At 60.4% G+C, this 17,440-nt stretch carries 14 protein-coding genes; 8 read left to right on the top strand and 6 right to left on the bottom strand.

Features of this window, described 5'->3' with window-relative positions:
- Window positions 1-137 precede the first annotated feature (137 nt).
- On the top strand, window positions 138-1,940 hold the full coding sequence (locus ASE82_RS12460) for a terminase large subunit domain-containing protein (RefSeq protein ID WP_056063716.1): 1,803 nt from the start codon (window positions 138-140) through the stop codon (window positions 1,938-1,940).
- Complete coding sequence (locus tag ASE82_RS12455; RefSeq protein WP_235524691.1) at window positions 1,940-2,986, top strand: phage portal protein; 1,047 nt, start codon at window positions 1,940-1,942, stop codon at window positions 2,984-2,986. The genes ASE82_RS12460 and ASE82_RS12455 overlap by 1 nt, the downstream gene beginning before the upstream one ends.
- A gap of 47 nt (window positions 2,987-3,033) precedes the next feature.
- Here ASE82_RS12455 and ASE82_RS18970 read toward each other — a convergent pair whose 3' ends face one another.
- From ASE82_RS18970 to ASE82_RS12435, 4 genes are all read right to left on the bottom strand, one after another.
- Complete coding sequence (locus tag ASE82_RS18970; protein WP_082441488.1) at window positions 3,034-3,759, bottom strand: Fis family transcriptional regulator; 726 nt, start codon at window positions 3,757-3,759, stop codon at window positions 3,034-3,036.
- On the bottom strand, window positions 3,756-6,863 hold the full coding sequence (locus tag ASE82_RS12445) for an N-6 DNA methylase (protein WP_056063709.1): 3,108 nt from the start codon (window positions 6,861-6,863) through the stop codon (window positions 3,756-3,758). Before ASE82_RS12445 ends, ASE82_RS18970 begins: the two co-directional genes overlap by 4 nt.
- A 1,091-nt stretch (window positions 6,864-7,954) precedes the next feature.
- Window positions 7,955-8,146, bottom strand: coding sequence for a DUF6771 family protein (locus tag ASE82_RS12440; protein WP_056063707.1), 192 nt, complete (start codon window positions 8,144-8,146; stop codon window positions 7,955-7,957).
- Window positions 8,146-8,367 carry a hypothetical protein gene (locus ASE82_RS12435; RefSeq protein WP_056063704.1) on the bottom strand — a complete coding sequence of 74 codons (222 nt, stop codon included), beginning with the start codon at window positions 8,365-8,367 and terminating at the stop codon, window positions 8,146-8,148. The genes ASE82_RS12440 and ASE82_RS12435 overlap by 1 nt, the downstream gene beginning before the upstream one ends.
- Window positions 8,368-8,737: 370 nt before the next feature.
- On the opposite strand from ASE82_RS12435, the gene ASE82_RS19490 reads away from it, so the two are divergent.
- A complete protein-coding gene (locus ASE82_RS19490; RefSeq protein ID WP_156348884.1) occupies window positions 8,738-9,958 on the top strand; it encodes a HEPN domain-containing protein in 1,221 nt (406 codons plus the stop codon).
- Between the two features lie 278 nt (window positions 9,959-10,236).
- On the opposite strand, the gene ASE82_RS12430 is transcribed toward ASE82_RS19490, so the two are convergent.
- Both ASE82_RS12430 and ASE82_RS12425 read right to left on the bottom strand, forming a co-directional pair.
- Complete coding sequence (locus ASE82_RS12430) at window positions 10,237-10,980, bottom strand: hypothetical protein (RefSeq protein ID WP_056063701.1); 744 nt, start codon at window positions 10,978-10,980, stop codon at window positions 10,237-10,239.
- A gap of 548 nt (window positions 10,981-11,528) precedes the next feature.
- The gene (locus tag ASE82_RS12425; protein WP_056063698.1) at window positions 11,529-12,536 is read right to left on the bottom strand and encodes a LacI family DNA-binding transcriptional regulator; all 1,008 of its coding nucleotides are present in this window, start codon (window positions 12,534-12,536) and stop codon (window positions 11,529-11,531) included.
- A gap of 125 nt (window positions 12,537-12,661) precedes the next feature.
- Here ASE82_RS12425 and ASE82_RS12420 point away from each other — a divergent pair, with 125 nt between their 5' ends.
- From ASE82_RS12420 to ASE82_RS12400, 5 genes are read left to right on the top strand one after another with little or no spacing between them, the layout of a single operon-like run.
- Window positions 12,662-13,912 (top strand): MFS transporter, encoded by a 1,251-nt coding sequence (locus ASE82_RS12420; protein ID WP_082441487.1) that lies wholly within the window; start codon window positions 12,662-12,664, stop codon window positions 13,910-13,912.
- Window positions 13,909-14,973 (top strand): sugar phosphate isomerase/epimerase family protein, encoded by a 1,065-nt coding sequence (locus tag ASE82_RS12415; RefSeq protein ID WP_056063695.1) that lies wholly within the window; start codon window positions 13,909-13,911, stop codon window positions 14,971-14,973. Before ASE82_RS12420 ends, ASE82_RS12415 begins: the two co-directional genes overlap by 4 nt.
- A gap of 17 nt (window positions 14,974-14,990) precedes the next feature.
- Complete coding sequence (locus tag ASE82_RS12410; RefSeq protein WP_056063691.1) at window positions 14,991-16,115, top strand: Gfo/Idh/MocA family protein; 1,125 nt, start codon at window positions 14,991-14,993, stop codon at window positions 16,113-16,115.
- A complete protein-coding gene (locus ASE82_RS12405) occupies window positions 16,112-16,498 on the top strand; it encodes a c-type cytochrome (protein WP_056063688.1) in 387 nt (128 codons plus the stop codon). Before ASE82_RS12410 ends, ASE82_RS12405 begins: the two co-directional genes overlap by 4 nt.
- Before the next feature lie 13 nt (window positions 16,499-16,511).
- Window positions 16,512-17,435, top strand: a complete 924-nt coding sequence (locus ASE82_RS12400) for a hydroxypyruvate isomerase family protein (RefSeq protein WP_056063685.1) — start codon at window positions 16,512-16,514, stop codon at window positions 17,433-17,435.
- Window positions 17,436-17,440: the final 5 nt, after the last annotated feature.

The raw sequence follows: 17,440 nt of genomic DNA, 5'->3' as shown, positions 1-17,440 counted from the left end.
CGCGCCAAGCGCCCGTTAGCGAGGTCGAACAGGGACCGAATACGGTGCCTTCCTCAAGCGCACGCTCTTGTAGAATTACTTTCTACAAGAGCCGTGGGGGGCGGGGGGCGTGCCGGCGTGGCTAGGCTGGCGGTGCCATGTCGATCCTTGCCGACCCACTGACCCTGCCCGTCGAAGAACGGATCCGCGCGGCGCGCAGCCTGTACTGGCGCGGGTGGAGCCTGGCGCAGATCAGCTCCGAACTGGACGTAAAATACGACACGGTGAAGAGCTGGGCGCGCCGGCATAACTGGGACGATGCGCCGTCGATCCGTAAGCTGGAGGACTGCCTTGAGACGCGCCTGATGGTGCTGATCTGCAAGGATAAGAAGACCGGCGACAATTATACCGAGTTGGACGCGCTACGCCGCCAGGTCGAGAGCTTGGCCAAGGTCCGCCGCTATGAAGCACCTGGCGGTCATTCCGGCGATCTGAATGAGCGGGTCGCTAACCGCAACGCGGGCGAAAAGAAGAAGGCGAAGAAGAACCACTTTACCGCCGACCAGGCGGCCGAGTTGAAGACGATCTTCCTCGACCAGTTGTACGGGTATCAAGAGGCGTGGTTCGAGGCGCTGTCGTTCCGTACGCGGATGATCCTGAAGTCGCGACAGATCGGCGCGACTTACTATTTCGCGTTCGAGGCGCTGATCGACGCGATCGAAACCGGTCGCAACCAGATATTCTTATCGGCCTCGAAGGCGCAGGCGCACCAGTTCCGCAGCTACATCGTCAGCTTTGCCAAATTGGTCGGCGTCAGTCTAGCTGGCGATCCGATGAATATCACATCGGATCTACGCCCGGCGGAAGAGGCCGCGGCCGAGCTACACTTCCTCGGTACGAACTTCCGTACCGCGCAGGGCCGTCACGGCAACTTTTACTTCGACGAATTCTTTTGGGTCCATAGCTTTGAGGAGTTGAACAAGGTCGCGTCGGGTATGGCGACGCACAAGAAGTGGCGTAAAACCTACTTCTCGACGCCGTCGACGATCGCGCACGCGGCCTATCCCTATTGGACCGGTGAGCGGCGCAACCGGCGACGCGCCAAAGCCGAGCGCGTCGAGATCGATGTCAGCCACGCCGCGCTGAAGGACGGCGTGCAGGGGCCGGATCGCATCTGGCGGCATATCGTGACGATCACGGATGCCGAGGCGGCCGGGTGCGACCTGTTCGACATCGACGAGCTGCGCGACGAATATGCACCCGACGAGTTCGCCAACCTGTTCGACTGCGACTTCGTCGACGACAGCCTGTCCGCGTTCCGGTTCAACGACCTGATCAAGTGTGGCTGCGACTCCATGGAGGACTGGACCGACTTCAACCCGGAGGCCGCGCGCCCGTACGGTGAACGCCCGGTTTGGGCCGGCTATGATCCGCAGAACAGTGAGAACGGCGATAATGCGTCGCTGTCGATCATGGCACCGCCGCTCGTCCAGGGCGGCGCTTTCCGCTTGCTCGAACGTCACCCGCTGCGCGGCCTCGACTTCGAACAGCAGGCCACCTTCGTGAAGGGCATGCTATCACGGTACAATTGCACGTTCCTCGGGATCGACGCGTCGGGCGTCGGCGCCGGCGTCTACCAGCTGCTCGCTAAACCCGATGCCGGGATCAAGGGCGTCACCAAGATCGAATATTCGCTCGAGATGAAGGCGATGATGATCATGAAGGCGCAGAACGTGATCTCGCGCGGGCGCATGGCGTTCGATGCGAGCTGGCTCGACGTCGTCTCATCCTTCGTCTCGATCAAGAAAACGCTGACCACCAGCGGCCGGAACGTCACGTTCAAGGCCGGCCGGGGCGGCGACGACGGCCACGCGGATCTCGCCTGGTCGATCATGCACGTCCTCAACAACGAACCCCTCGACGGCCGCGAAGCGCCCAAGTCGACTATGGAGATCCTATAATGGGCAAGGCACGCCGCATGGGCCGTCACGAGGCCAGCCGAGCCGGCGCGATCGTCACGACGCCGGATAAGTCGGCATCGGTAGTGGCGTTTTCGTTTGGAGATCCCGAGCCGGTCAATAGCCGGCGCGAGATCCTCGACATGCTAGAATGCCCGCATAACGGGCGGTGGTTCGAACCACCCATCAGCGTCGATGGCCTGGCCCGATCGTTTCGCGCGAGCCCGCATCATAGCTCGGCCATTCTGTTGAAGCGCAATTTGCTGGTGCGGTCGTTCATGCCGACGCCGTGGCTGTCGCGCGGCGCGTTCGAGAAGCTGGTGTTCGATTATCTGGTGTTCGGCTTCGGCTTCGTTGAGCAGCGCCGCAGTGTCCTAGGCGGACTGATGCGCCTCGATCATTCCCTGGCTAAATTTACGCGCCGGGGGATCGAAGAGGGCCGGTATTTCTTCGTGGAAAACCTAGCGTCCGAGTTCGAGTTTCGGCCCGGCAGCGTGATTCAGGTCATGCAGCCCGACATCAACCAAGAGATTTACGGCGTGCCGGAGTACATCTCTGCGCTACAATCGGCGTTGCTCAATGAAGCCGCCACCCTGTTTCGCCGCAAATACTATCTGAACGGTAGTCACGCGGGTTTCATTTTACATGCGACCGGCGAGTTCTCCGATGGCGACGTCAATGCGATCCGCGACGCTCTGAAGCGGTCGAAGGGGCCGGGCAACTTCCGCAACCTCTTCGTCCACCAGCCTGGCGGCAAGGATGGCGGGATCAAGATCCTGCCGATCGCTCAGGTCGGCGCGAACGATGAGTTCATGGGGATTAAGAACGCGACACGCGACGACGTCCTAGCAGCGCACCGCACGCCACCCGTGCTGCTGGGCATCGTGCCGGCGCAGGGTTCGACGCTCGGCAAGCCAAGCGAGGCGGTCGATATGTTTTTCGAGCTGGAGATCGAGCCGATTCAGGCGCGCCTGTTGGACATCAACGAGGCGGTGGGCGTGGAAGCGGTCGCATTCGCGCCGCGAAAGGCACCGGTACCAGGTAGCTAAGCTTTCACGTCCTGCATAGCCAGGCGGGGGTGTTGGGGCGAGACAGCTTATTTCGTCGCGACTTTTTTTGGTTTTTTTGGTTTGATAGTAGTCGTAGGATACCCGAACGAGAAAAAGAAATGGGAGACGCGGATCGTTCCATGTGCCGGAGCGGACGCTGCATCTCTGGTGTGTTCGGTATCGAAGTCTGCACTTTTGAAAAGTATTGACGGTTTAGAAATCGCATCGCCATTGGCCGTCGGGATCAGGCGCAACGTTGTCCCAAGTGAAATTTCTTTAAGCGCCTCGCGAATGGGCGGTACTACCTCCGCCTCAGGATCAAGTAGAACGCCGACCATTGCCGCGACTGCTTGCTTGCGACTGTAGATTCCCGAAACGAACCTTCCTAGGCCTTGGTCACGCAGATAGTGATCTCGATGTCGCTTCTGACGTCCGAGGCGCTTGAATTCGAAGACCAGTCTCATGCCCTGCGCTTCGTCGTTCCATCCATACACGATATCGGTACGGCGCTCTTGGATCCGTTTTCCGGTTATTGGATCGAAATCACCGATGACGTCTTCCGCCGACCACATTCCAAGCAGGCCGTGTCGCAGCGCAACGTCGTTTTCCACGTAAATCTTTAAGCTCTTGGTGAGCGATGACTCGTTGGTCTTTGGATTAAAGTGAGGCAATTCACGCGCGCTCAACTCTTTCCAGCCCTCGATCAGCGCATCGACGGCAGCCGTCGCCGGTTGGATCGGGAACGCTGCCAGCCAATCGACGGTCCCGGTCACGCGGCCACCATAGGTTTAATGTCTTCGGCGCTGGATTGAACGTCGCGGACGATCCGTTCGGCATCGCGAAGTGCTTGCCTTAATGTCCAGCTACGCCTCGTCAGGGGACGAACCAGGTAAAGCGAGCCGTCAATCCAAAGGCGGGCATCTGGTACCAACGTCAAGAAATCGCCGCTGTTTAGCGTACGCAGGCCAGACTGACGCAGTTGATCGAGGGTTTGCAGTACGATCTCGTCACTGATCTTCGACGCGTATTCTGCGCCTTGAAGAAGAACATCTTCATACCGGACTCGAACGATGCCAGAAGGTCCCGCTCGCGAAGGATCTCCGGCGACGACATCGACACGAAAGCGCCCTCTGCCACCCATCCGCTCGCGCCATTCAATCAGTGCTTCTGCAAGCGATCGCGCGTAAGCGCTCAGTTGTTCAGTCTTGACTAGCTGCTGGGTGAGCGTGTCGAGGCTCTTGAAACTGCGCGGTCGGATCGAAGGCATAAGTAACGTAACCGTCTCGCGAATAAGCGCTCGTTCCTTTTCCTTTAAGCCGAAATAGGTGAATATCTCTTCATCCAGCTCGTCTCGAATGCTCTGATACTGCACCGGTTGATCTGTCTCCTCAAGCGCTGCGATCGCGTCAACCCGCGCGACAATCTGGGTGATTGCCTTATGTGCAGCCTCGGGGTCGGGTGCATGTTCGGGCGCAAAAAACGGGAACGGCTCAACGTCGGCCAGGTGCAAGCTGTTGCGCTCGCAGAGCATCTTCCAGCCACGCATCATTAAGAAGTAGCGCGCAAGCGCGGAGCGCAGATATACGGCAGCGAACTTGAGCAGAGGGGCATCGTCTTTCGGGCCGGCGATCACGCCTATGCTATGGGTAAAACTTGCCGGACGATCGTAGTAGACGGCTCGAATATTATGTTCCTCGCGCGAGAATCCGTCGGGAAATACTACCCGCGGCCCGTCAAAGACCGCCATAACGGCCTCGTTGAGGCCGACAACGGTCTGGTAGTTCGCTGGCCACGCTCTAAGCAGAGAAGTGTGCAGCACTGGGGAGCCCGCGCTGAGTGCAGTAATCGGGATAAAGCGGCGCTCTCGGAGAGGTCCAGCATCGACGGCATCACGGCTCTTATCTTTTAGGTGAATGCCTTTACGGTATGTCCAGCGCCGCCCCTTGAGCGGGCCACTCCAGAAGTCGCCAAACGTGCCCCGAATGCTAAGACGTGACCAGATAGCTAAATCGCTTGCGTCACCCCACATCATTGTAACGAGTAGCTGAGTATCCTCAGCTACCGATCGAGTCTGCAGTTGATGACGGTCTGCTGACTGCATCGTTAAGCGTCCTAGCGCTAAGCTAAGATCCGCTTTCGGAATGAGATATTCGAACGTCTCGCCAAACGGAATGCCGATGCAAGATTCCGCATCTCTGATTTGACCCAGAAACACATGGCAAGTATTTTCAGCGGTAGGAAATAGAAGGCCCTGCAAATCCCCAAAGTTAATCAAACGTGTGGGGCGATACAGTCTGAGCAAATGGGCGACAAAGCTTGCACTCGAGGCGCCCAACAGTTGCCCTATCGGCAGGATCAAGCATACCCGGCCACCTTCGATTAAAAACTCGCTAGCCCGAAGAGTGTAGGCCCCCGCTATCTGACGACGCACGAAAGGCTTCTTTGCTAGGGCGGCCCAATGATCGGCGGTAGTATGTGCCTCACCCTCCGGCTCAGCCCAGGGGGGATTGGAAATTATCAGTGAGAAGCGCTTCCCAGCAAACGCATGGTCATTGCTGAAGAAATCTGCATGGGTGCGTCCCTGAGCTAGATTTGTGTCTTTCAGCGACGGCAACTTGGTGCCGTCGCGCTCCTGCGCTTCGAGGATGTCGGTCGGATCTAAGCCTTCGAGCAGCGAAAGATAGAGGCTGAAAGCGGTTACGCGGCAGGCCATGGGGTTGATGTCGCCGCCGAAAATCTGGCGCTTCAGTAATTCCCCGCGTTCGGCGAAGCCAAGCGTATGCCCTTTGCTTGCTGCGCCGAGTGCAAGCAGGCGGCGGTATGCTGTCGTTAGCAGAATGCCGGAACCACACGCGCCATCAAAGATCGTTTCAGACAGCGGATCCTCTGAGGTCAGAAGAGCTTGGTCGACCGCCAGCATCGCGAGATTGCGAGGCGTGTAATATGCGCCTTCTTTTGCCTGCTCTTCCGGCGTTAGAAATTTCTCGTATAGGCCCGACAGTAGCTCAACTGGAATATAGCTAAAATCGTAGTTCCAGAACTCGCCTTGGCCAGTTTTCATGTCAGTGCGTAATAGGAACTGATTTAGTAGATTGAAGCCTGAGGTGGTTAGCACTTGCCAAGGGTCATGACGATCATCACCGAGGAAGTCCCCGTTGAAGTCGACGCGCAGATTGTCGATCAGTGTTTTGACGCCTTCGTGGTCCCCTTCGGCGACCAGTGCGTCCAGTTGCATAACGGACCGGCGATCACGATAGGTTGCGCCAACAATTTCCCTGTGTTCGAGGTACGAGATGAACAACACTTGGCCCATCAGCAGTTCGGCCAAGTGCCGGCGGGTTCTGACGTCGACAGCGTCAATAAATCCGTCTTCAGTCAGCTTCGCAACCGTGGTCGAGAGATTGTATAGTAGCTTACGGTCGACCCGAGCCTTAACGTCGAACCATTTAGGCATGCGGCGTGAGAGGTTGGCGGTCGCAACGTCAAGCGCGGAGAAGGGGCCATCGGGCCGTGCGTCGGAGAGCTGAAGCTTTTCACCTGCCTTGCTCAGCTTTCGCGCTGGCAGGGCTAGCGCCTGCGTTCCCGTGACCTCAATGACGACGGTAGCAAGGTTCTGGTTCCAGATCTTTTTCCGCGCCTCATCAAGTTCGGCGGTCGTAAGCGGCTTATCGTCACGTCCTACGAACACGACCGTCGGTACGCCTTCTACTTCGAACACGGCCTTTGCACGAATCGCACCGTCGGCGTTCAGCAGCGTACGAATTTCCAGCCCATACGGATGTGCGTCGGGGACCGCCTCGTTAGCGAGGTGGAGCAACTCCGGCTCCGACGTATAGCCAAGCTTCTCTAGCCAAGAATTGACTGTTTCGGCGCTCACAACATATTCCAATATTCGCGGGTAGGCACGGAAGTCATACGAATGGGTACAGTTTGCCAGGAATACTTTGGCAACAAACTCTAAAGAACGTGTTGAGCGTCACGCCGACCGCCTCGCGTCGATCGCCGCCGGTTGGCGTCGAGTTCGGCGATGAACTGCAGGGAGGCTAAACAAATCCAATTGGCCTTCGCCCGCATCGGGAAGGGCAAATCCATCGCGTAAAACCGTAAGGTGCGAGTCTAACGCGATGATGATCCCATCGCCCATCAAAAACTTGGTGTCAGTGTTGAGAAATGTCCAAGACCCGCCCGGGCGCAATATAATATGGCAACCCCATAATGAAAGGAATGAGCGTTCGCTAAGCGTTTGATGAAGCGCCGTAAACGAAGCCTTATGTGCCTGAAGTTCGATTGTGAACTTATCCCGAAGCAGCACCGCAATGCGCAACACGAGAATAGATTGCCAACTAAACTTCGCCGGCGTTCCTTTGCTCTTCGGTCGAACGTCCGCGGGCACTAGCGCGCGCCGGCTTGTCCATTCACGCAGCTTCTCGGTTGAGAGACCGGTCAGTTTGCAAGCGGTGGGCGTAGGCACGAAGCGCAATTGGTATTCCCCCAAGAGATCGGGCCTCGTACCCGACCTTGCCCCTAGAACGGGTATCATGACCGTTCTTATCGGTAAAGCGATCCATGCGAAGGAGACCGTGTGCAAATTTCGGATGGCGGCCGGCTGACTCGCCGTTATCGTGAGCTTCCGCTGATCGCCCGACGTGTTGTACGGATACTTGTGACCGTTCAGCCGCGGAGCCTTCGCTCGAACCGCTTCCAGTGCCGTTCGTCCCGGCCGTATAGCGGAAAGGATGGCGGCAACGGCGTAGGCACGATCCTGTTCGGCCGGCCTCCGCATTTTGAACAGCGCAGGTATCGCGGTAGATTCTCGATGGCGCTGTTCACCCGCTTAAGGAAACACCAGCGGGCGAGAACATCTCGATGTACGACGCCTTTGCGCCCGCAATGGCCACAGACAGCACCGACATTCGCCTGATGTTTGGCAAAGTCGCCCAGCGTCCTGAAACGCGCGTTGCCCATAGATCACCAAGGCAAGGGGATCTGTGTCGCTTCGGCGTTCACCGGCTGGAATAGACCGCCGTACACATGCTGTGCGACTTCGAGTTGGGCAGCCGCACGCAGGCTTTCCCCCGGCGCGGCGAGGCCAATCAGCGCCCACGCGGGGGCGTCCTCGATCAGCGAAGCGATCCGCTCCGCGGTGATCACGCCACCCATCAGAGGTAGTCGGTTGAGTAGGTCGCGTACGGTGACAGGCCGCGACGAGCGAACTCCGCCTCGATCGGCGCGAGCAACGTCTGCGGCCCATCCTCCATCGCTTGGAAGTAGATCGTCTGCATCTCGCATGGGCGGATGTCGGGCAGGATTTCAGCTATCAGGTTGTGCGTCTGGCTGAAGGGCTGTGCGCCGTGGCGCATCGACTCGGGTGCGTGTTCCATACACTGCGTATAGCGGAACAGATAGGGAACGCCAAGCGCGGGGCCGCGCTGGCCGACGCAACAAAATTACGCGAAAGAAAATTCCAAAATTGACGAGGCCGGCCCCGCCGCCGCTGAACCTGCGACCCCGAGAAACACGCTATTCCCCCCGCCTCGCCCGCAGTCTTTTCGTGTCGGAAAAGGTGCAGTTAAAAGGCTAGGCTAAACTGGCCTATTTCCTAAGCCGGATTACGAGATCGTCGCGCTACGTTCCGGTGCATTTAGGTGCAGATACAGCCAATTCCGTCCCCGCTTGACCGGGCTTCGACGCGACGAATTAGATACGGTAGTCCGGGGGGCAAAATGACGCGCTTGAGGAGGTTGCTGGACAATGCCTATACCAAATGAACGATTGGTTGCTGTTCTGCGGCAGCAGGCCTTGGCAGCAAAGGTTGAAGTGGACACCAATCCGGAGAATACTTCTCCAAACTGGGCGGCCCTTACCAAACGGACAATCAGGACGTTGGTAGAAGCGCTCCGAGATTTAAAAGAGTTAGCAGCCCTTGAGGGAAGTTGGGGCCAGCTTCCGTATCAGCTTTTCAAGATTAGTCTAGATAATGTCGCATTTAGTCTACTAGTAAGAGCTCAAAGTATCCCAGCCGAGCAGATCGTCGTTGATCTTGAGCGATTTTTGAAAGATAAAGTTTTATCATTAGCGGAAGTAAGGCTAGTTGTAGGCATAAAACTGGAAGGTATCATCGATCTTGGTGATGGTTTTTCGATCGTCGCGCCGCATTTTGCGCCTTATACCGAATTCTCGGAATTTTTATTTTCAAGCAATAATAAGCCGAAACACGGATGGGGGGAACCACCGACGGCAGCACTGGTCCGACGATCGCAAATGAATTTTCGCATCGACCCGCCCTCAGATGATGCCCCCCAAATGACGACCCAACCACCTACATCCGAGGCGGATTGGCAGGCTGCATTGTCGTCATGCGCTCTCGCCAGCGACTCAGCTCCGCAGTTCCGACAGATGTACATGACGATTGAAGACGCCGGGTGGATAGACCGCTCATACAGTGGGTTTTCAGCTGCTTATTCATTCCCAGTTCCAGAAACGCCGGCGTCATTTTTCAAAGAATACCGTGTTGCGGACCTTTTTCAGAAAGTTCGACGGGGTGATAAAGTGCTGAATCTGGCGATTAGCCACCTGATAAATTCGCGGCGTAGGTTGTCTCGCGAGGAAAGAGCAATCGACTTAGGAACATGTCTAGAGATTCTTCTCATGTCGGGATCTAAAGATAACTCAGAAATTAGTTATAAGATTGCGACAAGAACCGCTTGGCTCGTTGGCAAGGGGCCAAAAGATCGATTGCGCTGCTACAATGCCGCTCGCGCACTATATGCCGATCGTTCCATGGCAGCGCATACCGGCTCCCTAAAGTTACCTCGTAACATGGACGAGATGAACGTCTTGAACGATCGCCTTATTGCGTCCGATAGGCTGTGTGTTGAAGTTATATCTCATTTACTCGATCGCGGGGGCGCAGAGACGGATAACTGGGTTGCGATCGTCCTAGATCTACCCGCAGAGGAGCATGCCCAGTAGCAAATTCCGGGGTAACTGATCGCTGAAATCGGAAGTGAGAGATGGACCCGCTATACTAGTTGTGGTTCGAGCCCTGCTACGGGGACAGCTCCGCGAAGATGGGAGCCGTTGCTACAATGGCACCGAATTTGCGCATCCTCCCCAGGATGCACGGGACGGCGCAAGCCGGCACGCTCACCCGCGATCGCTGGATGCTGTACCCGTTGGGTTCGGGGCCTCAGGGGCTTGGCGGAGCTTCAAACTGCGCACGCCATAGGCGTTCCTTTTATATTTAGATCTTACAGGGCCTCTGTCTGACCGCTCAACGGGTTTGCACTATCAACAGAAAGGCGGACCTTAGCGAGCAGGGCGCGCAGCTCGGGATTCTGGACTTCGGCAATCACGTCGTCGACCGTCGCGGTATCGATCTTCTTCTGCCGCGCGAGCTTCTCCGCGACGGCGCGCACGAACTCACTCGGTCGACGCAGCATGCGCCTCACGCACTCACGGACGGTCGGGGGCTGGAGGAGGATGTAGGCGTTCGGGATCTGCTCGGTTTGCTGCTCGTCGGGCAGGGCGTCCTCAATAGGCTGGCAACGCCGGATCCAGTCGAGGAAGCCGCACTTCTTCAGACGATCGAGTGCATCGCCCACGGCGCTGCGCGACCGATGTATCTTGTCGGCAATCTGTTGGTAGCTGAGATCGAGACGCCCCGTCTTGCGCCCGCGCATCCTGAGCATGAGCCGCAAGATTTCCAGCCCGATCGCGCCCAGTGCGCCATTGCGTTTGCCGGGTAGCTTCGTCTCGTGGTCGAATTCCTCCGCGGCGCGCATGCGCGCGTTATGCTCCGTGGCGGAAAACATATTGTGCGCACGCCATAGCGCGACTTCCGCGCCGCCGGCATTCTGACTGTTGCGCCGTACTGGTTGACCGGAGCGTGCGCGGTCGCGGATGCCACTGGTGACTTCGCTAAACGAGCGGGCGATATTGCTCGCGCCGGAGGATGCGCGGGGGAACGTGGCGGCGGGCAGTGAATTCGACATCGTGTCGGCTCCCGAAGGAAGTCGATGGCAGGCAATCGGCCGGCGCTGGAGCCGGGATTGCGGGGCTCGATGTCGATGGTGTCGCCTCCGGTGCGTTTCCGGTGCAGTCCGCTTTCGATCGCGGATTTCTGCGGGCTACATGGTGCGGGGCTCTAGAATTTCCCAAGCAAGAACGTTAGAAGTCCGGGCTAACGGCTTCGTTCGTAATGCGGGGGTCACAGGTTCGAGTCCTGTAAGCGGCACCACCATATAGAAATCGTTGGTATCTTCGAAACTGGTTCGAACTGCCATTTACCGATAGCGGACAATGACAGCCGGACTGTAGCGGCCAGGTTCAGCTTCGCGGTATCAAAGCATGCCGCCTGCTGCTTTTCGGAATTTCGGAGTGCCTCGTGGGTTAGGGTCGCTTAGGACAGGTCTCTTACCGCGGGTGGACGATCTCGTCGATCATCGCGCCCAATGGTCGTCGCCAACTCGATTCTCCGCAAGAGACAAGTGTAGAGCCAGACCCTTCGTCGGAATGTGCCGACTGCTGAGTTCGATGCTGGTTAAAGACCTAAAGCAGGGGGCGCGGTGCTGTTGCGTATCACGAGTTCGTGGCGGAGCGTGACTTGCGGCGAAGGGCTTTCGACGCCGCGGAGGATGTCGACCAGAAGTTCGACGGTCCGGCGACCGATCATGCCCTTTGGCTGGGCGATCGTCGTAAGCGGCGGTTGGAAATAGCGCGCGAGCGGGAGATCGTCGAAGCCTATCACCGAGATGTCCCTCGGACACGACAGCCCTGCGTCGCGGATGGCGCTGAGCGCACCCATCGCCATCTCGTCGCTGAAGCAGAAGATCGCCGTGACGTCGTGCGTGAGCAGATCGCGGGTCTGGTCGACAGCCGAGCCGGCGGAATAGTCGCCGATCCGGATGTAGAGACTGTCGCGCAGGTCGGCGCGGATCGCGGCGTCGATCGCGCCAGCTAGGCGGTCGCGGCTGATCGGGCTGATCTCCGGGCCGGTGATCACGCCGATCCTACGGTGGCCGAGGCCAATCAAGTGGTCGATCGCGTCGACGCTCGCCGCGGCATTGTCGATATGGACGCTTGGGACGCCGAGGTCGGGGCTGTATTCGCAACCGTTGACGATCGGTGCGGCGGTGCCTTTGCGCGCCAGCAGCGGCGCGAGGCTGGCGGGCAGGCGGTGGCCGAGGAAGATTAGCCCGTCGACCTCTCGGCGTGAGAGCATGTCGGCATATTGGTCCTCGACTTCCGGATCGTGCCGCGTGTCGCCGACCACGACCGAATAGCCGGCATCGCGTGCGGCTTCTTCGGCGCCGCGGATGACGCTTGCGAAGAACGCGTTGGAGATGTCGGGGACGGTCAGCAGGATCTTGGCGGCGCGCAACGTCCGCAAGCTGCGTGCGGCGACGTTGGGCGTGTAGCCGGACTCGCGAACGACCTCCAGGACGCGTCGCCGCGTGTCCTCGGACACTTGTTCGGGGCGGCTGAGAACGCGCGAAACCGTGGCGGTCGAGACGCCTGCGAGAGCGGCCACTTCGATGATCGTCGGCATAAGGTCGTCATGTATCCGGTCGTCGGCACTGTCGATCTATATCCGATGTAATCCTTTACATTCGATTGGAGGCTCCGTAGCTTCATGTCCGACAAGCAGTAAAACTGCGATCGGAGAGGTGGCGAATGGCCGTTGCGGACACTGCACAATATTCAGCAGGCATAGCCCAGTCGGGTGGTCTGCTGACAGGCCGCCTGAGCGCAATGATGTTCATGCAGTTCTTCGTATGGGGCGCCTGGACCGTAACCCTCGGCCTCGTCATGCAGACCGTCGGAATCGGCAATCTCATCGGCAACGCATTCTCCGTTGGGCCGATCGCGTCGATCGTCGGGTCTTTCCTGCTCGGCATGGCGGCAGCACGGTATGTCAGCCCGCGGATGTTGATGGTGATCTTGCACTTGGTCGGCGGCGTGCTGTTGTTCGTACTGCCGTCGCTGGTGACACCGGAGAATGGCGGGACCTTCGTGTGGCTGCTGCTCTGCTATATGATCCTCTACATGCCGACGGTCGGCCTCGCGAACACGATCGCGTTGAAGAGCTTTGGCGAGCGGACCGACAAATTCCCGTTCGTCCGTGCGTTCGGTACGCTCGGCTGGATCACGGCGGGGCTGATCATCGGCTGGGCGGGGCTGTCCGCTAGCCCGGAGATATTCCGCGTCGCGGCAGTCGTCTCGATCGCGCTGGGGCTCTACAGCTTCACGCTGCCGAACGTGACGGCGGATGCGCCGCGGGACGAGAGCGTGCTCCGGCAGGTGTTGTGCGTCGAGGCGTTCGGGTTGCTGAAACAGCGCTCGTTCCTGATCTTCATGACCTGCGCGACGCTGATCTCGATCCCGCTGGCGATGTATTACGCCTATGCCTCGCCCTATGTCGGCGCGACCGGCATCAGCAATGTCGGCGGCACGCTCGCGATCGGGCAGATGTCCGAACTCGTCTTCATGTTCTCGATGCCGTGGTTGTACCGCCGGTTCGGGGTGAAGCCGCTGCTGCTGGTCGGCATGGCGGCATGGGCGTTGCGCTATGCCTTGTTCGCGATCGGCGATGGCGGTTCGTCGATTTGGGCGGTGTATCTCGGCGTCGCGCTGCACGGCGTGTGCTATGATTTCTTCTTCGTCGCCGGCGCGATCTACACCGGCACGATCGCCACGCCCAAGGGTGTGAACGCGCAGGCGCAGGGTATGCTGACGCTGTTCACCTACGGCGTCGGCATGCTGCTCGGGTCTCAGATCGGCGCGCTTCTGTACGCACAACTGCCCGCCGCACCGACCATCGCCGACTGGCAGCATATGTGGTGGTATCCCGCGATCGCCGCCGCGGTGATCGCGCTGCTGTTCCAGTTCACGTTCCGCGACGACACCAGAAAGAGTGCAGCATGACCGGTATGAAGGGCCCCGGAATATTCCTCGCCCAGTTCCTTGGCGACGAAGCGCCGTTCGACACGCTCGACGGTCTGGCGGAATGGGCGGCGGGGCTCGGCTATGTCGGCGTCCAGATCCCCTGCAACGCGCAACTGATCGACCTGAAGCTCGCGGCGGAGAGCAAGACGTATTGCGAGGATCTTCGCGGTGGTTTGGCAAAGCACGGCATCGAAGTCACCGAACTGTCGACGCATCTGCAAGGCCAGCTCGTCGCGGTGCATCCGGCGTACGACACGCTGTTCGACGGCTTCGCGCCCCCCGAAGTCCACGGCAAGCCTGCCGAGCGACAGCTTTGGGCGGTCGAACAGGTCAAGCTTGCCGCCCGCGCCAGCGCAAATCTTGGCCTGTCCGCGCACGCCACCTTCTCGGGCGCGCTGGCATGGCCGTACGTCTACCCCTGGCCGCAACGTCCCGGCGGGCTGATCGAGGAAGCTTTTGCCGAACTCGCCCGTCGCTGGGTCCCGATCCTCGACGTGTTCGAGGATGTCGGCGTCGATTGCGCGTTCGAGGTGCATCCGGGCGAGGACGTCCATGACGGCGCGACCTGGGAGCGGTTCCTGGCGGCAGTCGACAACCACCCGCGCGCGCGCCTGCTGTTCGATCCGTCGCACTTCGTGCTGCAACAGCTCGACTATCTCGACTTCATCGATCGGTATCACGACCGGATTTCGTGCTTCCACGTCAAGGATGCGGAGTTCAACCCGAACGGGCGCACCGGTGTGTATGGCGGCTACGAGAACTGGGTCGACCGCGCCGGCCGGTTTCGCTCGCTCGGCGATGGGCAGGTCGATTTCTCGTCTATCTTCAGCAAGATGGCGCAGTATGGCTATGACGGCTGGGCGGTTCTCGAATGGGAGTGCGCGCTGAAACGGTCCGATGACGGCGCCCGCGAAGGCGCGCCGTTCATCCGCGACCACATCATCCGCAAGACCGAGCGCTCTTTCGACGATTTCGCCGCCAGCGGGATCGATCGCTCTGCGATCCGCAAGCTGCTTGGGCTATCGGAGGAGCGGCCGTGAGCCGGCTTCGTCTCGGCATGGCCGGCGGCGGGGAGGGCGCGTTCATCGGCGCGGTGCACCGGATGGCGGCCGCGCTAGACGGCGACTGGGAGCTGGTCGCGGGTGCGTTCAGCACCGATGGTGGGCGCAACACGCGCACCGGCGCGCTGCTCGGTCTGGATCCCCAGCGGGTCTACCCGACGCTCGATGCACTGATCGCGCACGAAAGTACGCTGCCCGCGGACCAGCGCATCGACGCGCTCGCGGTCGTCACGCCGAACCACCTGCACGCGCCGATAGCGATTGCCGCGCTCGATGCCGGCTTCCACGTGTTCTGCGAAAAGCCGATGGCGATGAACGTCGTCGAGGCCGAGGTGATCGCCGCCGCCGCCAAGGCGAGCGGCCGCCACTTCGCGCTGGCGTTCACCTATAGCGGCTACCCAATGATCGAAGAGGCGCGCGCACGTGTCGAACGCGGCGATCTCGGCGCGATCCGGTTGGTGCAGGTGGAATATCTACAAGGCTGGCTCAGCCAACCAATCGACACCGACGGCAACAAGCAGGCCGAGTGGCGCACCGATCCCGCCCGCGCGGGGCTCGGCGGCTGCCTCGGCGACATCGGCACGCACGCGTTCCAGCTTGCCGAGCATGTCTCCGGCCTGTCGGTGAAGTCCGTCTCTGCGGACCTCACCACGCATGTCGAGGGCCGGCGGCTCGACGACGACGTCAGCGCGCTGCTCCGGTTCGAGGGCGGCGCGCGCGGCGTGCTCAAGGCGAGCCAAGTCGCGGCGGGCGAGGAGAACGGGCTGCGACTGCGTATCCACGGCGAACGCGGCGGGCTCGACTGGTCGCAGATGGAGCCGAACACGCTGACGCTGCGCTGGCTCGATCGCCCGACCGAGATCGTGCGGACCGGCGGCCCCGGCATGCTCGACGCGACCGCCACGCTGGTGCGGACTCCGGCGGGGCATCCCGAGGGGTATATCGAGGCGTTCGCCAACCTCTATCGCGCATTCGCCTCAGCGATCCGCGGCGATGGCACCGACCGCTGGTTTCCAGGCGTGACCGATGGCCTGCGCACGATGCGCTTCATCGAAGCGGTGATCGCCAACGCCGCATCGGACCAGAAATGGACTTCAGTAAATCCGGGAGAGAATGAATGAAGTTGCTCATGGCCTTGGTCGCGGGAAGCATCGCGGCGGTTGCGGCGGTCACGATATCCGTGCCGACCACCGCGCAATCGACTGCAGCCTCGCCCCCGGCGTTCGCCGCCTGCCGCGCCTGTCACACCGTCGTGAAGGGTGGCCGCAACGGCATCGGCCCGAACCTGTACGGCGTGGTCGGCCGTGCCGCCGCCGCGACGCCCGGCTTCAATTATTCCGCCGCGATGAAGGCGTCGAAGCTGCGCTGGGACGAGCAGACGCTCAACGAATATCTCGCGGCCCCCCAGAAGAAGGTGCCGGGCACGCGGATGCCGATCGCGACGCCCGATGCGGCCAAGCGCGCGGCGATCATCGCCTATCTCAAGGCCGAGGGCTCGAAATGATGGTACTGCTCGCATGACGCTCTCCCGCCGAAATCTGCTCGGGGCTGGGCTCGCGGCAGGTGCCGCCGCCTCGCTGGTACCCGGCATGGCCGTGGGGCAACGCCGCAACTCGAACGCCGCACGGTTCTCGCTCGGCTACGCCCCACACGAAGGCAGCTTCGCCAGTCGCGGCGGTCGGATCGAGCAGATCGCCTACGCCGCCGACCAGGGCTTCACCGCCTGGGAGGACAATGAGGCCGCAACGCGGTCCGTGGCCGAGCAGGAGCAGATGGCCAAGGCGCTGGCGCAGCGCGGCATGACGATGGGCGTGTTCGTCGCCAGCATGCCCAAATGGTCGAAGTCGCGGCCGTTGCTCGGCGCCAATGACGGCACCGAGCGCGAGGCGTTCCTCGCCGACATCCGCGCCTCGCTCGACGTCGCCAAGCGACTGAACGCAACGCGGATGACCGTCGTCACCGGCTTCATGGACCCGAAGGTGCCGGTCGATATCCAGACCGCCCGCGTGATCGACGTGATGCGTCGCGCCGGTGATATCGTTGCGGGATCGGGCACGGCGATGGTGATGGAGCCGCTCAACACGCGGACCAACCATCCCGGCGTCTATATGCAGACGATTTCGCAGGGCTATGCGGTCGCGCGCGGTGCCAACAGCCCGGCGGTCAAGATCCTCGCCGACCTGTATCACGAGCAGATTCAGTCGGGGAACCTGATCCCGACGCTGGCGACGTGCTGGAGCGAGATCGGCTACATCCAGTTCGGCGACAATCCGGGTCGCAACGAACCGTCGACCGGCGAGATCAACTTCGCCTCGATCGTGAAGTGGCTGAAGGCGCAACGCTACACCGGCGTGATCGGCATGGAACACGGCAATTCGATCGCAGGCCGCGCGGGCGAGGATCGCCTGATCGCCGCCTATCGCGAAATCGATGCAGCATAAGGGGG

This window comes from Sphingomonas sp. Leaf230, from assembly GCF_001421745.1.
Lineage (GTDB): Bacteria > Pseudomonadota > Alphaproteobacteria > Sphingomonadales > Sphingomonadaceae > Sphingomonas.
Note: the sequence above shows the minus strand (reverse complement) of the source record. Positions and strands in the feature narration are given on the sequence as shown.

Bases quoted from the DNA above. Each gene is read 5' to 3' on its own strand.
- ASE82_RS12460 (WP_056063716.1), top strand. From the start codon at position 138: ATGTCGATCCTTGCCGACCCACTGACCCTGCCCGTCGAAGAACGGATC.
- ASE82_RS12455 (WP_235524691.1), top strand. From the start codon at position 1,940: ATGGGCAAGGCACGCCGCATGGGCCGTCACGAGGCCAGCCGAGCCGGC.
- ASE82_RS12440 (WP_056063707.1), bottom strand. From the start codon at position 8,146: ATGGGTGGCGTGATCACCGCGGAGCGGATCGCTTCGCTGATCGAGGAC.
- ASE82_RS12435 (WP_056063704.1), bottom strand. From the start codon at position 8,367: ATGGAACACGCACCCGAGTCGATGCGCCACGGCGCACAGCCCTTCAGC.
- ASE82_RS19490 (WP_156348884.1), top strand. From the start codon at position 8,738: ATGCCTATACCAAATGAACGATTGGTTGCTGTTCTGCGGCAGCAGGCC.
- ASE82_RS12430 (WP_056063701.1), bottom strand. From the start codon at position 10,980: ATGTCGAATTCACTGCCCGCCGCCACGTTCCCCCGCGCATCCTCCGGC.
- ASE82_RS12425 (WP_056063698.1), bottom strand. From the start codon at position 12,536: ATGCCGACGATCATCGAAGTGGCCGCTCTCGCAGGCGTCTCGACCGCC.
- ASE82_RS12420 (WP_082441487.1), top strand. From the start codon at position 12,662: ATGGCCGTTGCGGACACTGCACAATATTCAGCAGGCATAGCCCAGTCG.
- ASE82_RS12415 (WP_056063695.1), top strand. From the start codon at position 13,909: ATGACCGGTATGAAGGGCCCCGGAATATTCCTCGCCCAGTTCCTTGGC.
- ASE82_RS12410 (WP_056063691.1), top strand. From the start codon at position 14,991: ATGGCCGGCGGCGGGGAGGGCGCGTTCATCGGCGCGGTGCACCGGATG.
- ASE82_RS12405 (WP_056063688.1), top strand. From the start codon at position 16,112: ATGAAGTTGCTCATGGCCTTGGTCGCGGGAAGCATCGCGGCGGTTGCG.
- ASE82_RS12400 (WP_056063685.1), top strand. From the start codon at position 16,512: ATGACGCTCTCCCGCCGAAATCTGCTCGGGGCTGGGCTCGCGGCAGGT.